Here is a 21,762-nt window from a genome sequence, read left to right as displayed (position 1 = left end):
CCTCAGCCTTCCTTGAGGGTGGTCAGTCCGCGGTCGATGAACACGGGCACCAGCTCGCCGATCCGGTCGAAACCGGCGCCGACGGTCTGGCCGAGCGTGAAGCGGTAGTGGATGCCTTCGAGGATCACGGCGAGCTTGAACCAGGCGAAGGCCGTGTACCAGGCGATGTCCGAGGTGTCCCGGCCGGAGCGGGCGGCGTAGCGCTCGATCAGTTCGGCCGGTGCGGGGTGGCCGGGAGCGCCGCTCGTGGTGCTGACCGGCGAGGCGGGCAGGCCCAGGTCCGAGCTGTACATCACCAGCAGCCCGAGGTCGGTCAGCGGATCGCCGAGGGTGGACATCTCCCAGTCCAGGACCGCCTTGAGGGTGTCGTCGGCGCCGACGAGGACGTTGTCGAGACGGTAGTCGCCGTGCACGACGGCCGGCGTGGGCGAGGCGGGCAGCGCCCGGCCCAGCGTTTCGTGCAGCTCGTCGATGCCCGGCAGGTCACGGTTCTTCGACGCCGCCAACTGCTTGCCCCAGCGCCGCAGTTGACGCTCCAAAAAGCCGTCGGGGCGCCCGAAGTCGCCCAGGCCGACCGCTTCGGGGTCGACGGCGTGCAGGTCGACGAGGGTGTCGACGAGCGAGAGCACCACCGCGCGGGTGCGCTCGGCGCCCAGCGGCCGCAGCTGCTCGGCGGTGCGGTACGGCGTGCCCTCGACCAGCTCCATCACGTAGAAGGGCGCGCCGATGACCGACTCGTCCTCGCACAGCAGCAGCGCTTCGGGGACCGGCACCGGCGTGCTGTGCAGCGCGCTGATCACCCGGTGCTCGCGCCGCATGTCGTGCGCGGTGGCGAGCACATGGCCCAGCGGCGGGCGGCGCACGACCCAGGAGGAGGCGCCGTCGGCGACGCGGTAGGTGAGGTTGGACCGGCCGCCTTCGATCAGCTGTGCGCGCAGCGGTCCCGCGGTCAGCCCAGGCCGCGCGCGCTCCAGGTGCGCGCGCAGACGCTCCAGGTCGAGACCGGGGGGAGTCTCGCCCGGTGGGGGAGGGGTGCCCTTGCTCATCGTGCTCCTCCGTACGGAGTGGACGGTCGGACGTCGGACGGTGGCAGCCGCTGGGCACGATCATGCCGACTAGTCGGTATGGAGTCCAGTGGTGGCGCATGGGGCGTCGGTCACGCGCGGCTGCGCGGACCCCGGCCCGGGGCCCGCGCAGCCGTCGCGGAATCTCAGGCGTGGCAGGCCATCGGCACCCCGCCGTTGAGCGCCGTCATGTCCCCGAAGGCCACCAGCGCATCCAGCGGCGCCCCCGGCTCACCGCCCGCCAGCTCCGCGTACGCCCGGTGCAGATTGGCCACCAGCCGCTCGCTCTCGGCCAGTTCGGCGAACGGCCCGAGGTCGGCGTCCCCGGCCACCTCCAGCGGCGTCCGCCCGGCGGCCATGCCCTGCCGTGCCAGCGTGTCGACGTACCGCAGATAGCGCTCGATGCCGTCGTACACCTCGGGCCCGGTCACCGGACCGTGGCCGGGCACGACCGTCACCGCGTCCAGCGAGCGCAGCAGCTCCAGTGAGCGCAGCGACCCGGCGAGCGAGCCCATGAAGAGGAACGGGGTGCCGCCGTTGAAGACCAGGTCCCCGGTGAAGACGATGCGCTGCTGCGGCAGCCAGACGACGGTGTCGCCCGGGGTGTGGGCCACGCCGGGGTGGATCAGCTGCACCTCGATGTCGCCGACGTACACGGTGAGGGTGTCGGTGAAGGTCACCGACGGCGGCGTCAGCGGGGTGTCGCCGTAGTCCACATCCGGCCACACCGCGTGCAACTGGAGCCCGGCGGCGAGCAGTTCGCTGCGGCAGGCGGCGTGCCCGATGACCGTCGCCTCCGGCGTGAACACCGAGTTGCCGTAGGTGTGGTCGCCGTGGTGGTGGGTGTTGACGACGGTACGCGGGGCCGGGGCACCGGTCTCCGCGATCAGGCGGGCCAGCAGCCGCGCCCGGTGCTCGGTGGCCGCGGTGTCCACCAGCAGTGTCGTGGAGCCGTCGGTCACCACACCGGCGTTGTTCAGGCACCAGCCGCCGTCCGGCTGGACGAAAGCGCTGACGCCGGCGGCCAGTTCGGTGAGATAGGGATCGGGGAGATGAGGCTCGGTCATGCGGTGGTCGCTCCAAGACGGTGGGTTCTCACCCGCTGCCCCGGGGCGGCTGTTGCGGCTCCCCGGCCGCAGCGGCGGGTCGCGTCACCGTATCGCTGGGCGCACCCGGCCCTGCCGACCGGGATACCGCTGTGATCTGCGGCCCGTCATCCCCGGCGCGGCGGAGGCTCAGGGCCGGTGTCCGATTCCAGGCCGGTCGGCGGGGCCCGGCCGGGAGCCGTCGGCGCTCAGAGCCCCGTCAGCAGCAGGACCGCCCCCAGAACCGCGAAGGCGATGGTGCAGCCGGCCACCAGCAGGGCGCTGCGCGGCGGCAGGCCGGGGGGCCGGCCCGCGGCCATCGCCCGCATCCGGCGGTGCGCCACCAGCCCGAACACCAGCCACGCCACCCCCGCCAGCGCCACGGCCGCCACCTGGCCGGGCCCCGGCGCCGGGCTCTGCGCCAGCTGCCGGGCGGCAAGCACCGTGACGACCGTGCAGGACAGGGTGGTGCGCCGCCACGCCAGCCGGGTGCGTTCGGGCTGCAGCCCGGGATCCCGGTCGTCCGGCGCCGGCGGCCCGGCGCGGAGACGGTCTCCGGTGGCCATCGGTCAGCGGGTCCAGCCGAGCGCGACCAGGATCACCATCGCCGCCGCCAGCACCCCGACCCCCAGGGCCAGCAGCGAGGGGAAGCGGGAGACCGGCAGATCCGTACCGCGCCGCATGGCCCGCTCACAGCGCACCCAGTGGTTCACCGCGCGCACGGCGCACAGCGCCCCGCCCGCCAGCAGGACGACGGTGAACGTCATCCGCATTCCGGGGTGCAGCCGCGGCAGGAACTGGTCCACCGCGAAGCCGCCGCCGACCAGCGCCAGGCCGGTCCGCAGCCAGGCGAGCAGGGTGCGTTCGTTGGCCAGCGAGAAGCGGTAGTCGGGAGTGGTGCCCTCCTCGCGGACCCGCGCGGGCGAGAACCACAGCCGTACCGCCGCGCCGAGCGACCGCAGTCCGTCGATCATGGCTGAAACCCTACCGGCCGGTCCGTGCCGCCCGGGGCCGCCCCGGACAACAGCCGTTCCCGGAGGCGCGCCACTCCAGCAGCCGCCGGTACGCCGCCAGCCCGTCCGGCGTCCACGGCCACTCGTCGAGTCGCCGGGTCAGCTCCTCTTCCGACAGGAACGTGTGCCAGGCGACCTCCGACTCCTGCGGCCGCACCGGCAGCGTGCAGCGCACTTCGTAGACCGCCGACCACCAGGAGTGCCCGTCCGCCTCGTAGAGGAAGGAGAAGCGCGGCTCGGGCTGCCCGAGTCCCTCGACCCCCAGCTCCTCCTCGGCCTCCCGCAGGGCCGCTTCGTCATAGCTCTCACCGGCTCCCACGACCCCGCCGACGAACATGTCGTAATGCGAGGGGAAGACCAGTTTCTGTGCGGTCCTGCGGTGCACGAAGATTCGGTCATCGGCGTCCCTGACCAGGATGAACGTGCACCGGTGCCGCAGGTTGCGGGCGTACGCCTCGCCGCGCGGCGCCTGCCCCACCACCCGGTCCAGCTCATCGACGATGTCGAGGATCTCGTCCGCGTCGAGCGGTTGCTGATCGGTCATGGGGGCCATGCAATCACCAGACGCGGATGAGCCGGGCGGCCGGGGCCTGGCCGACCGGCTCAGGAGACGGCGTGGCCCAGGCCGCCGGTTCAGTGCGGCTGCAGCGCGTGCACCGGATGGTGCCGGCCCGAGCCGGGCGGCATCGCCGGGTGCCTGCCGATCAGCACGATGCCCACGACGATCGCCACGATCCCGGCCGCCTGCCAGGCCAGCGCCCCGGGGGTCACCTGGAGCCGGTCGCCCAGGAACCCGACCCCGCAGGCGATCCCGGCCAGCGGCTGGGCCGCCGTCAGCGCGGGCAGCGACAGCCGCAGCGGCGCCGTCTCGAAGGCGCTCTGCACCAGGAGCAGCGCCGTCACCCCGAGCACGAGGACCGCGTACGGCGGCCAGCTGGTGGCGATTGCCGCCCAGCCGCCCCGCGTGAACAGGTCGCCGCTCATCCGGGTCAGCGCGTCCTGGAGCCCGTAGAGCAGTCCGGCGGCGACACCCAGCAGCGCCGCCTCCAGGGCCAGCCACACGCGCTTGGCCAAGGCCGTCAGCAGCAGCGCGGTGCCCAGGACGATGCCCATGATCAGCCACTGGACGAGCGGATCGGCCGCGCTGCGCCCCCCGTGCGGCCGGCCCGCCACGATGAAGGCCGTGACACCCCCGGCCAGCAGCCACAGCCCGGCCCAGCCGCTGCGGCCGAGCCGCTGGCGGGTCAGCCACCGCGACAGCGCCATCGCGAACAGCAGGTTCGTCGCCAGCAGCGGCTCGACCAGCGTGATGTCGCCCATCCCCAGGGCGAAGGCGCCGAGCGCCATGCCGCACACCATCAGCCCGATGCCGGCCAGCCAGCGCGGCATCCGCATCAGATCGAGCAGCAGCCGCGGGGAGAGGAAGTCCTTCACGGGGGCGTGCTGCGCCGCCGCCTGCTGGAAGACGAAGCCCAGCCCCAGACAACAGGCCGCGCCCAGGGCCAGCAGGATCACCGTCACGTCGCACACCTCGTATCGCGCGGGGTGGAGGTGTGCCTGAGGATAGCCATCCGGCGGCCGAGGTGCGGTGGCCGTCGTCACCCCGGCCTGCCGCGGCGCACGTGCTGACCAGTCGGTAGCAAGTGGTTGACGGCCGTGGCCGGTGCGCTGAGGATCGGATCACCACGGCAGACCGGGGCGTCCGGCCTGCCCCGGTGAGGAGAGCTGAGATGGCGTACGACGCTGATGTGATCGTGATCGGAGCGGGCCTGGCGGGCCTGGCGGCCACCGCGGAACTCGTGGACGCGGGGCGGAAGGTGATCCTCCTCGACCAGGAGCCCGAGCAGTCCATCGGCGGGCAGGCCCACTGGTCCTTCGGCGGCCTCTTCCTCGTCGACACTCCCGAACAGCGCCGGCTGCGGATCCGCGACAGCCACGCCCTCGCCTGGCAGGACTGGCTGGGCACGGCCGGATTCGACCGTCCCGAGGACCACTGGCCCCGCAAATGGGCCGAGGCGTACGTCGACTTCGCCGCGGGCGAGAAGCGCTCCTGGCTGCACCGGCAGGGCCTGCGGCTGTTCCCCGTCGTCGGCTGGGCCGAGCGGGGCGGCTACGACGCGACGGGACACGGCAACTCCGTGCCGCGCTTCCACGTCACCTGGGGGACGGGCCCCGGCATCGTCGCGCCGTTCGAGCGGCGGGTACGCGCCGGTGCCGACCGCGGCCTGGTCGAGCTGCGCTTCCGGCACCGCGTGACGGGGCTGACGCGCAGCGCGGGCAGCGTGGACACGGTCAGCGGCGAGGTCCTGGTGCCATCGGACGCGGAGCGCGGCACGCCCAGCAGCCGCGAGGTGGCCGGCGCGTTCGAGCTGCGCGCCCAGGCCGTGATCGTGACGTCCGGCGGGATCGGCGGCAACCACGACCTGGTGCGGGCCAACTGGCCCGAGCGGCTGGGCACGGCGCCGCGTCGGATGCTGTCCGGGGTGCCCGCGCACGTGGACGGCAAGATGCTGGGCATCGCCGAGGCGGCCGGCGGCCGGATCATCAACCGTGACCGCATGTGGCACTACACCGAAGGCATCGACAACTGGAACCCGATCTGGCCGATGCACGGCATCCGGATCCTGTCGGGCCCGTCCCCGCTGTGGCTGGACGCCACCGGCAAGCGGCTGCCGGTGCCGCTCTTCCCCGGCTTCGACACCCTCGGCACCCTCGAACACATCATGAAGACCGGCCACGACCACACCTGGTTCGTGCTCACCCGGAAGATCATCGAGAAGGAGTTCACGCTCTCCGGATCGGAGCAGAATCCGGATCTGACCGGAAAGAGCATCCGCGACGTGCTCGGCCGGGCCCGCGGGGGTGCGCCGGGCCCGGTGCAGGCGTTCATGGACCACGGCGCGGACTTCATCGTCGAGCGGTCGCTGGGCACGCTGGTCCGCCGGATGAACGAGCTGACCGGTGAACCGCTGATCGACGAGGCGGCGCTGCGCGGCGAGATCGTCGCCCGCGACCGCGAGATCGCCCACCCCTTCACCAAGGACCTCCAGATCACCGCGATGCGCGGGGCCCGCAAGTACCTCGGCGACCGGCTGATCCGCACCGCCGCCCCGCACCGGCTGCTGGACCCCAAGGCGGGCCCGCTGATCGCCGTACGGCTGCACATCCTCACCCGCAAGACGCTCGGCGGGCTGGAGACGGACCTCTCCTCGCGGGTACTGGCCGAGGACGGCGCACCACTGCCCGGTGTGTACGCGGCGGGCGAGGCTGCCGGGTTCGGCGGCGGCGGGGTGCACGGCTACCGCTCCCTGGAGGGCACCTTCCTCGGCGGCTGCCTGTTCTCCGGGCGCACCGCGGGCCGGGCGGCCGCGAAGGCGGTGGCCTGACGGCGCCGTCCGCGGGGCCCGTCGGTACCCGCCGCGCGTCGCGGGCGCTCCTCCGGGGGCGCCCGCGCCTCGTCCTGAGCGGATGTTCAACACCCCTCAAAGCAAGCGGAGTTGACGGATTCGGCCATTCGCCACGCAGCCTTGACGCCGGGCAGTGCCGCCCGCTTTGCTGTGCGTGACGAACCGGTGGGGGCCAGGCCACGGATCCTGCACACGCGGGTCACACGACGGAGCCGGACACCCGGGCCCGCGGGCGGCCCGCACCGCACCGTCCCGCCCGGCGAGCGGCCCCGCCCCGCACGTGACGGCACCGCGCCGGAAGGCCGGACCGGGCCCGTGCGGACGGCCGGCCGCCAAGGACGACACACAGTGAGGTGAACGCGCGGTGCAGCACGTCATGGAGCCCCCTCTTCCATGACCCCTCCGCCACCACCCCTGGGCCGTCCCCGCCGCAAGGACGCGCCGGTCCTCCTGCCAGCCCTGGACGACACCCAACTGGCCGCGGCGGCCGACGCGTTGGCCCACGGCAGATGGACGCGGGTACGCACCCTGCTCGCCGGGACCGGCGAGGACTGGGACCGCAGGGGACACCGCCTGGTCGTGCTCGGCGCGGCCTCCGGCGCCGCCGCCTGGGCCCGTGACTGGCTGCTCGCCGAACCCGAGAGCGGTGACGCCGCGACCCTCCTCGCCTTCGCCGCCGTGCACCTCGCCCTGCACGGCAAGGAGGACACCGAAACGGCCGAAACCGCCTGCCGGACCGCGGCCCGTATGCTGCCCGCCGACCCCACCCCCTGGCTCGGCTCCCTCCTGCTGGCCCGCCACGACGGCACCCCCGACAGCCGCGAGCAGGCATTCGACCGGATCAGGGCCCGCCACCCCGATCACCACCACGCCCACCACCTCATGGCGGCCTGCCTCGCCGAACACCAACAGGGCACGGCCGACGACCCGTTGCACCAGGTCTACGACTTCGCCGCCTGGGCGGCCGAACAGGCCCCCGCCGACTCCCCGCTCGCCGTACTCCCCGTCGTCGCCCACGCCGAGCGCTACCGCGTCCTGGCCGCCGCCGGTATCGAGCCCCGCGACCCCGGCGCCTCCGCGCACTGGACCACCCGCCGCGCCCGCCAGGCCATGAAGACCGCCTTCGACTGGTGGCTGGAGTGGGAGGGCGAGGACCACCCGCGCGGCAAGGTCGACCTCAACTTCCTCGCCCACGCCAAGTTCCACGAAGGCCGGATGGCGGAGGCCGCGGCCCTCTTCCACCGCATCGGCCCCTACGTCACCCCGGCACCCTGGTCGTACCCGGGCCGCGACGCCCGCAAGGCGTTCAAGGCCGCCCGCGACACCGCGTTCCGCTCCACCTGACCCGGCACCCGAGGCCGGTACCGCTCGCCCCGCCCTACGGAAAGGACAACCCCGCCATGCCGACGGGCAGTTCGGGAAGTACGCGCAGCGCCGCCACGGCGCACGGCACCGGGCAGCCGGGCCGCACCGGAGACGCGATCAGCACCTTCAAGGGGCAGGAGCGGGCGCTGCGGGCCGGCCGGATCGGCACACCAGGGCTGCTGCTGTCCGTCCTCGCCGCCAGCGCCCCGCTGATGGTCGTCGCCGGCGTCATGGTGACCACCTACCAGGTCATGGGGATCGTCGGGCAGCCGCTGCTGTTCGTCATCCTCGGCATCGTCATGGCCCTGTTCAGCGTCGGCTACGCCGAGATGAGCCGGCACGTCCACAACGCCGGTGCCTTCTACGCCTACATCGCCCGCGGCCTCGGCGGCACCGTCGGATCCGGCGCCTCCTTCGTCGCCCTCGCCGCCTACAGCGCCCTCCAGGTCGGCATCTACGGCATCTTCGGCTTCGAGGTCGCCGGGCTCCTGGACCGCTACCTGTCGGTGACCGTCGCCTGGTGGATCCCCGCGCTGGCCGGCGTGGCCGTCACCGGAGCGCTCGGCGCCCTGAAGATCGACCTCAACGCCAAGGTGCTCGGCGTCCTGCTCGTCATCGAGGTCGCCCTGATCGCCGTCTTCGACATCGCCTTCGCCGCCGCACCGGGACCGCAGGGCCTGTCCCTGCACGCCTTCGACCCGGCCGCACTCGGCGGCGCCGGGCTCGGCACCGCCCTGTGCTTCGCCGTCGCCGCGTTCGTCGGCTTCGAACAGGCCCCCGTCTACGCCGAGGAGACCAGCCGCCCGCAGACCGTCGTGGCCCGGGTGATGTTCCTCGCCGTCGGGTTCGTCGCGGTGTTCTTCGCCGTCAGCTCCTGGCTCATCGGCGTCGCCACCGGGCCGGGGAACGTCATCGCGGCCGCCGGGAAAGAGGGCCCTGAACTGATCTTCTCGCTCACCGGGCCCCGGCTCGACACCGCCTTCACCGACGCCCTGCACCTGTTCTTCGTGACCGGGATCTTCGCCTCGATGCTCAGCTTCCACAACGTCGTGGCCCGTTACGCCTTCGCCATGGGCCGCGAGGGGCTGCTGCCCGCCGCCCTCGGCAGAACCGCCAGGTCCAGCGGCGCCCCGGCTCTGGGCTCCCTGCTCCAGACCGTCATCTCCGCCGCCGTCGTCCTCGGCTTCACCCTCGGCGACGACACCCCGGCCGACGACCCCGCCACCCCCGTCCTCGCCCTCTTCACCTGGGGCGGCAACGTCGGCGCGCTCGGCGTGATCCTGCTGATGGCCACCGCTTCCGTCGCCGTCATCGCCTTCTTCGTCCGCCGCGGCGCGGGCCGCGCCCAGGCCGGCCGGCTGCTCGCCGCGGGCCTCGCCGCGCTCGCCCTGCTGGCCGTACTCGGCTACGCCGTCAAGGACTTCGACGTCCTGGTCGCCGCGGACCGGGGCTCGGTCCTGCGGTGGCTGCTGCCGTCGCTGATCGGCATCGCGGCCGTCGTCGGCCTCGTCCACGGCCGGGTGCTGCGGGTGCGCAGGCCGGCCGTGCACGCCAGGATCGGCCTCGGCAACGAAGCCTTCCAACTGGAGAAGGCCGCCGCCGAAGACGCCCACGGAGCACCGCAGTCCGAACCCGCCGCCCCGAAGGAGCGCTGACCATGCCCGCGCTCCACGGCACCGCCCACCCCCTCGACCCGCTGACCGCCGACGAGATCCGCACCGCCCGCACCGTCCTGCGCGACGCCGGGAAGGCGAAGGACACCACCCGCTTCCCGCTCGTCCTCCTCGACGAACCCGACCGGCACACCGTCACCGCACACCGCACCGGCGACCCCGTCGTCCGCCGGCTGCGCGTCACCACCCTCGAACCCGCCACCGGCGCAGGACACGAAGCGATCGTCGACGTCACCGCCCGCACCCTGCTCGCCCACCGGCCCCTGGACCCGCAGACCGACGGGCAGCCGCCGATCCTCTTCGAGGAGAACGACCGCTGCGAGGAGATCGTCAAGGCCGACCCCGGCTGGCGCAAGGCCATGGCCGAACGCGGCCTGACCGACACCACCCTCGCCATCTGCGCCCCGCTCGCCGCAGGCAACTTCGGCCACGCACGGGAACGCGGCCGCCGGATGCTCCGCTCGCTCACCTTCCTGCGCTGCGACGCGACCGACAACCCCTTCGCACACCCGGTGGGCGGCCTGGTCGCCGACGTCGACCTGACCGCGGGCCGGGTGATCCGCCTCATCGACACCGGAGCCGTCCCGGTGCCCGCCGAATGCGGCCGCTACGAAGCCCCGTTCACCGGCCCCGCCCGCACCGGCCTGAAGCCGCTGGACATCAGCCAGCCGGACGGCCCGTCCTTCCGCCTCGAAGGCCCCGTCCTGCACTGGCAGAACTGGCGGCTGAGACTGGACTTCAACGCCCGCGAGGGCCTGGTCCTGCACCAGCTCGCGTACCGCGAAGGCGACCGGCTGCGCCCCGTCCTGCATCGCGCCTCGCTCGCCGAGATGGCCGTCCCGTACGCCGAGCCGGACCCCGCCCGCAACTGGGTCTGCTACCTCGACGTCGGCGAATACACCCTCGGCCGGAACGCCAACGCGCTGCGCCTGGGCTGCGACTGCCTCGGCGAGATCCGGTACCTCGACGCGACCGTCGCCGACGACCACGGCCTCCCGAAGACACTGCCGAACGCCGTCTGCCTCCACGAGGAGGACCACGGCCTGCTGTGGAAGCACACCAACATGTTCGACGACTTCGCCGCCGAAAGCCGCCGCTCGCGCCGCCTGGTCGTCTCCTTCCTCTCCACCCTCGGCAACTACGACTACGGCTTCTACTGGTACCTCTACCAGGACGGCACCATCGAGTTCGAGGTCAAATCCACCGGCCTGGTGCAGACTTCGGCGAGCGTCCCGGGGGAGCGCACCCCGTACGCGACCGAGGTGGCGCCCGGCCTCCAGGCGCCCTTCCACCAGCACCTCTTCTGTGCCCGGCTGGACCCGGCGATCGACGGCCACGCCAACACCGTCGACGAGATCGACGTGGTGCCGCTCCCCATGGGCCCCGACAATCCGCACGGCAACGCCTTCACCACCCGCGCCACTCCGGTCGCCGACTCCGCCGACGCCGGCCGGTTCGCGGACCCGGCCGCCGGCCGCCGCTGGCGGATCAGCAACCCCGCCGTCCGCAACCGCATGGGCGAGCCCGTCGCCTACACCCTGACCCCGCAGCCGGGCCCCACCCTCCTCGCGCGGCCCGGCTCGTCCGTCGCCCGCCGGGTCGGCTACGGCACCCGGCACCTGTGGGTGACCCGCGGCCGCCCCGAACGCCGCTTCCCCGACGGCGACTACCCCAACCAGCACCCCGGAGGCGCCGGTGTCCTGCGCTGGTCGCAGCCCGGCGAATCGCTCGTCGCCACCGACCTCACCCTCTGGCACACCTTCGGCCCCACCCACCTGCCGCGCCTGGAGGACTGGCCGGTCATGCCCGTCGACCGCAGCGGCTTCACCCTCCGCCCGACCGGCTTCTTCGACCGCAACCCGGCGCTCGACCTGCCCGCGGAGCCCGCCGCCCGGTGCCACCGGGAACCCGGCACCCCGTGAGCCACCTGGACGCCCGCAGCCTGCGCGGCCTCGCCCACCCACTGCGGATGCGGATCCTGGAACTGCTGACCCGCGACGGAGGCTTCATCGCCGAGGACATCAGCCGTGGCCAACTCCTGGCGCTCGACGAGGAGTTGGCCGAGGCCGTGGAAGGGCACAGGCCGTGAGCGGACTGCTGCGCAGACACCGGGACTTCCGGCTGCTGTGGTGCGGCGAGACCTCGGGAAAGTTCGGCGCCGCGGTCACCGGCGTCGCCCTGCCGCTGATCGCGGTCTCCACGCTGCGGGCCGGCACCTTCGCCGTCGGCCTGCTCGCGGCGTGCAGCTGGCTCCCGTGGCTGCTCATCGGCCCACCGGTCGGCGTATGGGTGGACCGGGTGCGCCGCCGACCCCTGATGCTGGCCGCCGCAGCCCTCTCGCTGGCCCTGTTCACCGCCGTCCCCCTGATCGCCGCCGCCGGCGGGCTCGGCATCGGCCTGCTGATCGTGCTCGCCCTGCTGGCGGGCGCCGCCGCGGTGGTCTTCCAGACCGCGTACAGCGCCTACCTCCCCGGCCTCCTCGCCCCCGCCGACCTGGCGGAGGGCAACGCCGCCCTGCACGGCAGCGCGTCGGCCGCCCAGATCGCCGGACGGGGCGCGGCCGGCGCCCTCATCCCCTGGGCGGGCGCGGCCGGCGGTCTGTTCGCCCAGGCGGCGGCCTTCCTGGTGTCCGTGCTGTGTCTGCTGGGCATCCGCCACCGGGAGCCCCGCCCGGCCGCCGGTCCCCGCAGCCCGCGCTCCCTGACGGCCGAGGTCGCCGCGGGACTGCGGCTGGTCGCCCGCGACCCGTGGTTCCGCCCGATGACGCTCTTCGGAGCCGCGTCCAACCTCGCCCTCATGGGCTACCAGTCGCTGCTGCCGGTCTTCCTGGTCCGCGAGGCCGGCCTGACCCCCGGCGCCGTCGGCGGCCTGCTGGCCGTGGCCGGCACCGGGGGACTGGCCGGCGCCTTCCTGGCCCGCCGGGCCGCCGACAGGTTCGGCACCGCCCGCGCCACCCTGCTGTGCGAACTGGTGCTGCCCTGCCCCGTATTGCTGATCCCGCTGACATCCGGCGGCGCCGGAGCCCTGCTGTACGTCGCGGGCGGATTCGCCGTATCGGCCGGCGTGGTGGCCGGGAACATCATCAAGGCGGGCTTCCAGCAACGCCGTTGCCCGCCGGACCTGCTCGGCCGGCTCACCGCCTGCGCCGCCTTCCTGAACTACGGAACGCTGCCGCTGGGCGCCCTGCTCGGCGGCGCACTCGGCTCGCTGCTCGGCGTCCGCACCGCGATGTGGATCACGACCGCCGGTGTCCCGCTCGCCGGACTGATCCTGCTCTGCTCCCCGGTCCGCCGGGTCCGCGATCTGCCGGGGCCCGGCCCTGCCCCCGCCCCAGGGGGCACCAACATCCCGACGGCCGATGGCAACCACCCCGCCCAGCCGGCCGGCTGAACATCAGGCGACCGCCCGCCCGGCGTCAGCTCTCCAGCGCCTCCCGCACGCGCCGCGACACCGTGAACGCATACAGATCGAGCACCCCCGGCGGCGCAGCGATGCCAGGACCGCCCTCGCGGATCCACGCCGCGATGTCCGCCAGCGCGTCATCGTCGTTGACCAGCCCCAGCCACACCGGCCGCCCGCCCGCCGCCCGGCCCGCGGCCGACGGCTGCACCACGACCACGTTGGCCTGATCACAGACGTCCAGACACTCGGAGGCCCGTACCGGCGCGGCGCCCCCGAGCGCGGCCCGCAGCCGCGGAATCTGCCCGGCATGATCGACACCTGGGATCTTGGCACCGTCGCCGCAGCAGCAGCCACGGCAGACAGTCACCCGGCAGGGGGTCTCGGCGGCCGCCCGGCCGGAACGCTTGGAGCTCATTGCCCCCATGCTACGGGGCGCCCCGCGCAGCCCCACGGGCCACCGCCCCCCGGCGCCACCGCCCCCGCACCATCCCGCCAACACCGCGGTATCCGCCCGCATTTCGGGATAGGTATGCGGCATGACATCCCTCACCGCCCCCTCCGGCCCCGCCGTCCCGGGACCGGCCGGCCTCCCCGTCATCGGCTCGATGCTGGACCTGCGGCGGGACTCGCTCGCCGCCTTCCTGAACGCCCAGCGCGCGCACGGCGACGTGGTACGGCTCCAGGCCGGCCCGCCCGGCCTGCGCAGCGTCTTCTACGCGGCCTTCGCACCCGAGGGCGTCCAGCAGATCCTGGCCTCCGAAGCCGCCAACTTCCGCAAGGACCACCCGCTCTACGAAGAGGTCCGGCAGGCCCTCGGCAACGGCCTGCTCACCAGCCAGGACGAGGACTACCTCCGGCAACGGCGGCTGGTCCAGCCGCTCTTCACCCGGCGGCGGGTCGACAGCTACGCCGCGGCCGTCACGACCGAGGCGGCCACCGTCGCCGACCGCTGGCGCACCGCCGAGGGGGCCACCGTCGACGTCATGAGCGAGATGAACCGGCTCGCACTGCGCACCGTCGCCCGCATCCTCTTCGGCACGGACGTGGCAGCGGCCGTCGACGCCGTCGACCGCTGCCTGCCGGTCATCAACTCCTACGTCGTCCGGCGCGCCTACGCACCCCTGACCCTGCCCAGGGACTGGCCGACCCCCGGCAACCGCAAGGTCAGGGCCGCCATCGACGAACTGACCGCCGTCTGCGACCGGATCATCACCGAACGGCGTGCGGCAGCAGACGCCACGGGCACCGGGCAGCCGGACCCGGAGGCCGCCGGCGCCGACCTCCTGTCGCTGCTCGCGGCGGCCGGCAACGAAGCCGACGGCTCCCTCGACGCGACCGAGGTCCGCGAGCAGGTGCTGATCTTCCTGCTGGCCGGCCACGAGACCACCGCCACCTCCATGGCCTTCACCCTGCACCTCCTCGCCCGCCACCCCGAGCAGCAGGAACGGGTCCGCGAGGAGACCGGCCGCGTCCTGGGCGACCGCACCGCCACCGCCGCCGACCTGGAACGCCTGCCCGAACTGACCATGGCCCTCAAGGAGGCGATGCGGCTCTTCCCCCCGGCCCCGGTGATCAGCAGGCGTGCTGTCCGGGCCACCGAGATCGGCGGCCACCCCGTCCCCGCAGGCGCCGACGTGATCGTCTCGCCCTGGGTGACCCACCGCCACCCCGGCCTGTGGGACGACCCGGAACGCTTCGACCCGCAGCGCTTCACCCCCGAACGGGAGGCCGCCAGGCACCGCTACGCCTGGTTCCCGTTCGGCGGCGGCCCACGGGCCTGCATCGGGCAGCACTTCTCGATGCTGGAGTCGGTACTGGCCCTGGCGACCCTGCTGCGCGCCCACGACCTGGAGGCCGTGGACCACGACGTGCCGGTCGGCGCGGGCATCACCCTCCAGCCGATGGGCACCGCCCGCGTACGCCTGCGCCCGCGCGGCTGACACCCCGGCCGCGGTCCGCGGCCGCGCCGTCAGAAGTGCTGCAACAGCTCGCCGAACGACGCCAGTTGCAGCACCTTCTCGTCGGCCGGGTCGATGTCGCCGTGCTCCAGCGCCCAGGTCCGGTCGTGCGGGATGAACACCGCGTTCAGACCGGCCGACCTGGCGGGCAGAATGTCCGACTTCGGGGAGTTGCCGATCATCCAGGTCGCCTCCGGAACCAGCCGATACGCCCGCTTCAGCTCCTCGTACGTCGCCACGTCCTTCTCCGCGACGATGTGCACGTCCCGGAAGTGCCCGGTCAGCCCGGACGCCGCCACCTTGCGACGCTGCTCCTCCGCCTCGCCCTTGGTCAGCATCAGCATCTCGTGCCGCCCGGCCAACTCGGCCAGCGTCTGTTCCACCCCGGGAATCAGCTCCACCCGGCTGTGGTCGAACGCCGCGGCCCACCCCGATATCCGCGCCGACTCCGCCGCCGTCGCGGCCCGCCCGCGCAGCTCCACCAGGCACTCCCCGAGACTGCGCAGGAACACCTTGCCGCCGTAGCCGTGCGTCAGCACGTTCGCGGCCTCGATCCCGTCGAGCACGGCCCGCGCCTGCGCCCTGTCGAGCCCGGGGCGCACCATCCACTCCAGGAACTCGTCGATGATCCGCTCGAAGATCACGTTGTTCTCCCACAACGTGTCGTCCGCATCGAAGATCAGCACCGGCCCGCCCTCTTCTTCCCGCACTCCACCGACCTGCGCACCCTAGTCATCCGACCTCCGCAGGCGCACCGGAAAAAGCAAAAGACCCCAGATCAACTGGGGCCTTGCTGGTGTCCGAGGGGGGACTTGAACCCCCACGCCCGATAAAGGGCACTAGCACCTCAAGCTAGCGCGTCTGCCATTCCGCCACCCGGACAAGGTGTCTGCCGTTCCGGCTTGGCCGTTCCGACACGGAAAACAATAGCAAACCTTTCGGGGTGGTCGATCACCTGCACGTGGAGCCGGGCGCGGGGCTGTGACCAGGGCATGTCCGGAGTATTTCGGCCTTGGGCGCAGCGGCCGGGAGGGGGAGGATGGCAGTGGACCCCGCCGCGGACCGCACTCCCCCGGAGAGCGCAACGCGGCCGTGAACCACAGAGGAGGCAGTGTGAGCGAGCTCCGCGAGCGAACTACGGAGAGGTGCGCGCCCCGCGCGTGCGCGGTCGAGCGAAGCGAGGTTCAGGCATGAGCGACTCGCAGTCGTCCCGTACGGTCACCGGCGAGGACGAGGTCGTCGACCTGTGCCGGGACCTGATCAGGATGGACACCAGCAACTACGGCGACCATTCGGGCCCCGGTGAGCGCGTGGCGGCCGAGTACGTCGCGGAGAAGCTTGCCGAGGTCGGTCTCGAACCGCAGATTTTCGAATCGCACAAGGGCCGGGCCTCGACCGTCGCCCGGATCGAGGGCGAGGACCGCTCCCGGCCCGCGCTGCTCATCCACGGGCACACCGACGTCGTACCGGCCAACGCCGACGACTGGACCCACCACCCCTTCTCCGGCGAGATCGCCGACGGGTGCGTGTGGGGCCGCGGTGCGGTCGACATGAAGGACATGGACGCCATGACGCTGGCGGTCGTCCGCGACCGGCTGCGCTCAGGGCGGAAGCCGCCGCGGGACATCGTGCTGGCGTTCCTCGCCGACGAAGAGGCGGGCGGCACGTACGGCGCGCGTTTCCTCGTCGACAAGCACCCGGACCTCTTCGAGGGCGTGACGGAGGCGATCAGCGAGGTCGGCGGCTTCTCCTTCACCGTCAACGAGAACCTGCGGCTCTACCTCGTCGAGACGGCGCAGAAGGGCATGCACTGGATGAAGCTGACCGTGGACGGCACCGCCGGGCACGGTTCGATGATCCACCGGGACAACGCCATCACCGAACTGTCCGAAGCGGTCGGGCGGTTGGGCCGCTACGAGTTCCCGGTGCGGGTCACCAAGACGCTGCGGCACTTCCTGGACGAGCTGGGCGACGCGCTGGGCACCGAGCTGGACCCGGAGGACATGGACGGCACGCTGGCCAAGCTCGGCGGCATCGCCAAGCTGATCGGCGCCTCGCTCAAGAACACCGCCAACCCGACCCAGCTCGGCGCCGGTTACAAGGTCAACGTCATCCCGGGGCAGGCCACCGCCCACGTCGACGGCCGCTTCCTGCCCGGCTACGAGGAAGAGTTCCTGGCCGACCTCGACCGGATCCTGGGCCCGCGCGTCGTGCGCGAGGACGTGCACGCCGACAAGGCGCTGGAGACCACCTTCGACGGCGCCCTGGTCGACGCGATGCAGTCCGCGCTGCGAGCCGAGGACCCGATCGCGCGCGCCGTTCCGTACATGCTCTCCGCGGGCACGGACGCCAAGTCCTTCGACGACCTGGGCATCCGCGGGTTCGGGTTCGCGCCGCTGAAGCTGCCGCCCGAGCTGGACTTCGCGGGCATGTTCCACGGTGTGGACGAGCGGGTGCCGGTGGACGGGCTGAAGTTCGGTGTGCGGGTGCTGGACCGGTTCATCGACCAGAGCTGACGGACCGTAACAGGAGTGAACTGTCTGCTACTTGTGCCTCCTTCGCTGAAAAGAGTGAATGCCGCGATCTGTTCGTAGCTTGAATGCCCTGTGCCTCGTTGCAGTGTGTGCGGTCCGCGGCTGGGATCGCATTTGCCAACAAGGAGGAAGAATGATCAAGAAGGTCGTCGCTGCTGCGGCGCTTACCGGAGGCTTCGTGCTCGCCGGCGCGGGCCTGGCCGTTGCCGACTCGGGCGCCGCGGGCGGTGCCGCGCACTCCCCGGGTGTCGTGTCGGGCAATGTGATCCAGGTGCCGGTGCACGTCCCGGTGAACGTCTGCGGCAACACGATCTCCGTGGTCGGGCTGCTGAACCCCGCTTTCGGCAACATCTGCATCAACACGTGACGTTGCACCTGAACCCGTAAGGGTCTGCCCCGGGCCGGCTCCGGAACGCGTCGTACGTGTTCTGGAGCCGCCGGGGATTTCGGCAGGCGGGGCGACGGCGCACCGCCGCACTCCAAGGCACAAGGCAGGGGAACAACCTATGAGACAGGTCGCACGAAAGGGCCTGATCACCGTGGCGGCGGCCGGCGGCATTCTCGCCGCCGGCGCGGGATTCGCCCACGCGGACGCGGGAGCCATCGGCGGCGCGGCACACTCGCCCGGCGTCGCGTCCGGAAACTCCGTGCAGGTACCGGTCCACGTACCGGTGAACGTGTGCGGGAACACCGTCGATGTCGTCGGGCTGCTGAACCCGGCCTTCGGCAACAACTGCGCCAACGGTTCCGGCGGGAAGCACGCCTCCCCGGGTCACCACGACCAGGGCGGCAAGAACGAAGGCGCGCACCACGGCGGTGCCGCGGCCGTGGGCGGCGCCAAGGACTCGCCCGGCGTCGCCTCCGGCAACAGCATCCAGGCGCCGATCGACGTCCCGGTCAACGCCTGCGGCAACAGCGTCGATGTCGTCGGGTTGCTGAACCCGGCCTTCGGCAACAACTGCGCCAACGACGCGCAGGTGCCGCCGACCAACCCGGAGCACCCCGATACGCCGAACCCGCCGGAGCACCGCACCGTCCCGCCCACTCCGGTGCACCACTCCACACCGAAGGCCCCGGGGCTGCACCCGCAGACGGCAGCGCACACGAAGATCGCCACGCCGGAGCCCGTGCGGGAGCTCGCACACACCGGCGCCGGGTCGATCGGGTACGCGATCCCGGCCAGCGCGGGTCTGCTGCTCGGCGGAGCCGTGCTCTACCGCAGGGCGCGCACCGCGCGCAGGTGATCAGAACACCCGGCATCGCATGACGAAGCGGGCTCCGCACCGGCGGGGCCCGCTTTGCCGTGCCAGGGCATCCGGCCGTCCGCCCCGGGCCCGTCGTCGGCTGCCGCCGGGGCGACGGTGCGTCACCGGCCGGCATGTGTGGTCACCAAGTGGCGCGAAGCTGGCGGATGATCCGGCGGCGCAGCCGCACCCTGCGGCTGCCGTCGGGATTGAGGCGGAGTCGGTCCAACTCCCAGTGTCCGTACTCGGCATGGTCGGTCAGCAGGCGTGTGGCGGCCTTGCGGGAGACCCCCCGAGGCACGTACACATCGCAGAATTCGTATTCCGGCATCGCATCTATTGTGCGGGACCGGCCCCGGTACGGATAGCGTCTGCACTATGTCTGATGCTGCGCAGCCTTCCGCTGCCGAGGTACGTGCCGCCGCCGAGGCGGTCAAAGCCGCACTGGACCGTCACCTCGACGCGGTGGAACGCCGCTCGGGGCAGGACGATCCCGCTGTCTATGCCGCGTTCGACGAACTCGCCGCTGCGGCCGAGGTCTACGACGAGCTTCTCTACGACACCTACGACGAGGTCACGCCCTTCGAGATTCCCGGGAGCGACCATCTCCCCTCCTACAACGGGCCGGAGGAACCCAGCGCGCTGAGCGTTCTGATCCGGCGGGACTACGCGGTCGCCCAGCCGCAGCGGCTGTTGCATCAGGCACAGCGCATCGCCGATCTCGATCCGGAGGCCGTGGACGACACGGCGGCCGGCGGTGGTGAGTCGGGCTCGGCGGCCGCGGTGGTCGGCACCAGCGTGTATGCCGCGCTCGGCGTGCTGTTCGGCGAGTTCGAGCCGGACGAGATCGCCTCCCGGCACAAGGAGTTCGGCCTGGAGGAGGGCGATTCCACGCTCTGGGTCGCGGCCACCGATGACCTCGCGGAACCTGGTGAGTGGCTGTCCGCGCCGTTCGACGACATCGACCCGCAGCAGGTGGTCTGCCGCTTCGATGTCAGCGCGGTCTTCGACGAGGAGCTGGACGAGGAAGAGGACCCGGCGCAGCCCCTGGAGCGGGGCCGCTGAGCACCGGCTGAGGGTGGGCGGGCCGGGCGCGCCCCCGGGAGCCGCGGCCGTGAGCCGTCGCCCGCCTTGTGCCGGAACCGGTAGCCGAACCTCGTACCGCTGCCCCGGTGCGTCGGAGGATTCGTCCTCCGACACACCGGGGCAGCGGCGTGTCCGGCCCGGTGGCGGGCCGGGCGGGGCTCAGCCGGCGGCTGCCGCGTCGGCCGCCGCCTGGACGCTCTGCATCTGGAGCAGGGTGCGCAGCCGGGTCGTGCGCTCCTTGACCGGTACCTCGGCGACCGCCTTGGGCAATGCCTGGTCCACCCCCTGCACGATCGACAGGTGGCGCTCGCCGCGGCTGAACGCGGTGTAGACCCAGGACCGGGTCAGGCCGCGCGCGGCGTCGCCCGGCAGCACCACCACCGCGGCGGGCCAGCGCATCCCGGCCGCCTGATGAGCGGTGAGCGCCCAGCCGTGCCGTACCGCGCCGGACCCGACCCGTTCGCGGGGCACCACGACGGCACTGCCGCCGCAGTCGAGCCGCAGGCCGTCCTGGTCCGCGCCGGTGACCGTGCCGGGCAGGGTGCGGCCGGGGGCGGGGGAGTAGGCGACGCGGTCGCCCGGGTCGAATCCGCCGAAGCGGCCGGGGCCGGGATTGAGGCGTTCCTTGAGCGCGGCGTTGAGCGCGCGGGTGCCGGCCGAGCCGCCGTGGCCGACGGTGATGACCTGCGTCTGCTCCGGGGGGACGCCGAGCGCCCGCGGCACCGAGTCGGCGACCAGCTGCACCGTACGGTGCACCGCCTCCGGCGCGTCACGTACGGGGACGATCACGACCTCCTTGCCGGGCGCATCGACCTGGCTCAGCTCGCCGATGCCGATCCCCGAGACCAGCTCGCCGATCGGGCCGAAGTCCGGGGTGCGGGAGGCCACTTGCGGACAGCAGCGGGCCGCGAGGAGGTCGGCGAAGAGGCGGCCGGGTCCGGCGGACCACAGGACTCCGGGGTCGCCGCTGAGCACCAGCCGCGACCCGTCGGTCAGCGACTCGATGAGCATCGCCGCCGTCTCCAGATCCAGCTGCGGCGCATCGAGCACGACCAGCAGATCGAGGGCCAGGGCGCCGTCCGCGTCCCTGCCGGGGCCTTCCTGGCCGGAGAGCAGCCCGGCGACGGTGACCGCCGCCGCTCCGGGGGCTTCGGCGTCCTGGGCGGCCGGCTGCGCGGTGTATTCCGCGAGCTGCCCGGCCAGCCGTTCGCGGCCGTTCGCGCTGTGCGTCGCGCCGTAGGCCCGCAGGCCCAGCGCGCGGGCCGCGGCGACCAGGGCCGCGGGCTCGGCGCGGGCCGCCTCGGCACCGGTGTGCACGACGAGCCCGCTGCGGGCCGCGGTCCGGATCAGCTCCGCGGCCGACGGCGACGGGGCGGCCGCTGCGGCGCCCTCCCAGTCCGCCGCGGACGGCCGCACCGGACGCGCCGCCGCACCCTCAGGCCCGTCCTCCCTGGACTCCTCCGGGCTCTGCGCGTCCTCGGCGACAGGCTCCTCGGCGCCGTCCTGCGGGGCGTCATCGGCGGCGGGCTCAGCATCCGCGTCGCGGTCCCGGGGCTCGCCGTCGTCTTCGGTCGCGGTGTCCGGACCGGCCGCCGCATCGAAGGTGTTGAGCAGCCGTGCCAGGCCGTCGGCGACGCTCTCCTCGGCCATCGCGAACCGGTCGAGCCCGAGCAGGACGCGGACCGGCACTTCCTCCTCCTCGTCGTCGGACGCGGGCCTGGCCCGGCCCGGTGTGTCGATCGCGTCCTGGAAGACCAGGACGGCACCGTCGGCGAGCGCGGTCTGGAGGGCCTCGTCCGGATCGGGGACGCCGCGCTGGGCCAGCGCGGCGCGCAGCGCGGGCGCCTCCAGGGCGGAGTGCCCGGCCACGGCAGCCTGCTCCAGCAGCCAGACGACCAGCGCCTGTGCGCGCCGCTCGTCGCCCGGTCCGC

Annotated in this window: 21 protein-coding genes and 1 tRNA gene; 11 read left to right on the top strand and 11 right to left on the bottom strand. The window is 73.1% G+C overall.

Annotated elements, in window-relative coordinates; genetic code table 11:
- Positions 1–2 precede the first annotated feature (2 nt).
- The 6 genes from LIU39_RS21650 to LIU39_RS21625 form a co-directional block, all read right to left on the bottom strand.
- The gene (locus LIU39_RS21650; protein WP_227048478.1) at positions 3–1,046 is read right to left on the bottom strand and encodes a phosphotransferase family protein; all 1,044 of its coding nucleotides are present in this window, start codon (positions 1,044–1,046) and stop codon (positions 3–5) included.
- Positions 1,047–1,210: 164 nt separating this feature from the next.
- On the bottom strand, positions 1,211–2,131 hold the full coding sequence (locus LIU39_RS21645; protein WP_227048477.1) for an MBL fold metallo-hydrolase: 921 nt from the start codon (positions 2,129–2,131) through the stop codon (positions 1,211–1,213).
- A gap of 227 nt (positions 2,132–2,358) precedes the next feature.
- On the bottom strand, positions 2,359–2,715 hold the full coding sequence (locus LIU39_RS21640) for a DUF202 domain-containing protein (protein ID WP_227048476.1): 357 nt from the start codon (positions 2,713–2,715) through the stop codon (positions 2,359–2,361).
- A gap of 3 nt (positions 2,716–2,718) precedes the next feature.
- Positions 2,719–3,123 carry a YidH family protein gene (locus LIU39_RS21635; RefSeq protein ID WP_227048475.1) on the bottom strand — a complete coding sequence of 135 codons (405 nt, stop codon included), beginning with the start codon at positions 3,121–3,123 and terminating at the stop codon, positions 2,719–2,721.
- Positions 3,124–3,133: 10 nt separating this feature from the next.
- Complete coding sequence (locus LIU39_RS21630; RefSeq protein ID WP_227048474.1) at positions 3,134–3,706, bottom strand: NUDIX hydrolase; 573 nt, start codon at positions 3,704–3,706, stop codon at positions 3,134–3,136.
- A gap of 89 nt (positions 3,707–3,795) precedes the next feature.
- Positions 3,796–4,683: a DMT family transporter gene (locus LIU39_RS21625; protein ID WP_227048473.1), complete on the bottom strand. Its 888-nt coding sequence runs from the start codon at positions 4,681–4,683 to the stop codon at positions 3,796–3,798.
- 209 nt (positions 4,684–4,892) lie between these two features.
- On the opposite strand from LIU39_RS21625, the gene LIU39_RS21620 reads away from it, so the two are divergent.
- The 6 genes from LIU39_RS21620 to LIU39_RS21595 all read left to right on the top strand — a co-directional run bounded on the left by LIU39_RS21620 (position 4,893) and on the right by LIU39_RS21595 (position 12,997).
- Complete coding sequence (locus tag LIU39_RS21620) at positions 4,893–6,548, top strand: FAD-binding dehydrogenase (protein ID WP_227048472.1); 1,656 nt, start codon at positions 4,893–4,895, stop codon at positions 6,546–6,548.
- Positions 6,549–6,962: 414 nt separating this feature from the next.
- Positions 6,963–7,913 (top strand): hypothetical protein, encoded by a 951-nt coding sequence (locus LIU39_RS21615; RefSeq protein ID WP_227048471.1) that lies wholly within the window; start codon positions 6,963–6,965, stop codon positions 7,911–7,913.
- A 56-nt stretch (positions 7,914–7,969) separates the two neighbouring features.
- Entirely contained in the window at positions 7,970–9,589 is a 1,620-nt protein-coding gene (locus tag LIU39_RS21610) for an APC family permease (RefSeq protein WP_227048470.1), read from the top strand.
- A 2-nt stretch (positions 9,590–9,591) separates the two neighbouring features.
- Positions 9,592–11,529, top strand: a complete 1,938-nt coding sequence (locus tag LIU39_RS21605) for a primary-amine oxidase (RefSeq protein WP_227048469.1) — start codon at positions 9,592–9,594, stop codon at positions 11,527–11,529.
- Positions 11,526–11,696 (top strand): hypothetical protein, encoded by a 171-nt coding sequence (locus LIU39_RS21600; RefSeq protein WP_227048468.1) that lies wholly within the window; start codon positions 11,526–11,528, stop codon positions 11,694–11,696. Before LIU39_RS21605 ends, LIU39_RS21600 begins: the two co-directional genes overlap by 4 nt.
- Positions 11,693–12,997, top strand: a complete 1,305-nt coding sequence (locus LIU39_RS21595) for an MFS transporter (protein WP_227048467.1) — start codon at positions 11,693–11,695, stop codon at positions 12,995–12,997. Before LIU39_RS21600 ends, LIU39_RS21595 begins: the two co-directional genes overlap by 4 nt.
- Positions 12,998–13,022: 25 nt before the next feature.
- Here the strand turns inward: LIU39_RS21595 and LIU39_RS21590 are convergent, their stop codons facing one another.
- Positions 13,023–13,424, bottom strand: coding sequence for a (2Fe-2S) ferredoxin domain-containing protein (locus tag LIU39_RS21590; RefSeq protein ID WP_227048466.1), 402 nt, complete (start codon positions 13,422–13,424; stop codon positions 13,023–13,025).
- 121 nt (positions 13,425–13,545) lie between these two features.
- Here LIU39_RS21590 and LIU39_RS21585 point away from each other — a divergent pair, with 121 nt between their 5' ends.
- Positions 13,546–14,949, top strand: coding sequence for a cytochrome P450 (locus LIU39_RS21585; protein WP_227048465.1), 1,404 nt, complete (start codon positions 13,546–13,548; stop codon positions 14,947–14,949).
- Between the two features lie 29 nt (positions 14,950–14,978).
- Here LIU39_RS21585 and LIU39_RS21580 read toward each other — a convergent pair whose 3' ends face one another.
- Together LIU39_RS21580 and LIU39_RS21575 are read right to left on the bottom strand one after the other, a co-directional pair.
- The gene (locus tag LIU39_RS21580) at positions 14,979–15,653 is read right to left on the bottom strand and encodes an HAD family hydrolase (RefSeq protein WP_227048464.1); all 675 of its coding nucleotides are present in this window, start codon (positions 15,651–15,653) and stop codon (positions 14,979–14,981) included.
- 108 nt (positions 15,654–15,761) lie between these two features.
- Positions 15,762–15,849, bottom strand: a tRNA-Leu gene (locus LIU39_RS21575).
- A gap of 308 nt (positions 15,850–16,157) precedes the next feature.
- Here LIU39_RS21575 and LIU39_RS21570 point away from each other — a divergent pair.
- From LIU39_RS21570 to LIU39_RS35310, 3 genes are all read left to right on the top strand, one after another.
- Positions 16,158–17,483, top strand: a complete 1,326-nt coding sequence (locus LIU39_RS21570) for a M20/M25/M40 family metallo-hydrolase (protein WP_227048463.1) — start codon at positions 16,158–16,160, stop codon at positions 17,481–17,483.
- Between the two features lie 151 nt (positions 17,484–17,634).
- Positions 17,635–17,868: a chaplin ChpH gene (gene chpH, locus LIU39_RS21565; RefSeq protein WP_227048462.1), complete on the top strand. Its 234-nt coding sequence runs from the start codon at positions 17,635–17,637 to the stop codon at positions 17,866–17,868.
- A 139-nt stretch (positions 17,869–18,007) separates the two neighbouring features.
- On the top strand, positions 18,008–18,745 hold the full coding sequence (locus tag LIU39_RS35310; protein WP_227048461.1) for a chaplin: 738 nt from the start codon (positions 18,008–18,010) through the stop codon (positions 18,743–18,745).
- A 142-nt stretch (positions 18,746–18,887) separates the two neighbouring features.
- On the opposite strand, the gene LIU39_RS21555 is transcribed toward LIU39_RS35310, so the two are convergent.
- Positions 18,888–19,076 carry a DUF5703 family protein gene (locus LIU39_RS21555; RefSeq protein ID WP_018537156.1) on the bottom strand — a complete coding sequence of 63 codons (189 nt, stop codon included), beginning with the start codon at positions 19,074–19,076 and terminating at the stop codon, positions 18,888–18,890.
- Between the two features lie 47 nt (positions 19,077–19,123).
- Between LIU39_RS21555 and LIU39_RS21550 the strand changes: the two genes are divergently transcribed.
- Positions 19,124–19,810 carry a hypothetical protein gene (locus LIU39_RS21550; protein WP_227048460.1) on the top strand — a complete coding sequence of 229 codons (687 nt, stop codon included), beginning with the start codon at positions 19,124–19,126 and terminating at the stop codon, positions 19,808–19,810.
- Positions 19,811–19,990: 180 nt separating this feature from the next.
- On the opposite strand, the gene LIU39_RS21545 is transcribed toward LIU39_RS21550, so the two are convergent.
- The coding region (locus LIU39_RS21545; RefSeq protein WP_227048459.1) for an ATP-dependent DNA helicase at positions 19,991–21,762 on the bottom strand (1,772 nt) is incomplete at its 5' end.

Origin of the sequence: Streptomyces pinistramenti (assembly GCF_020564935.1) — a bacterium.
Lineage (GTDB): Bacteria > Actinomycetota > Actinomycetes > Streptomycetales > Streptomycetaceae > Streptomyces > Streptomyces pinistramenti.
This window is presented reverse-complemented; position numbering and strand designations above follow the sequence as displayed.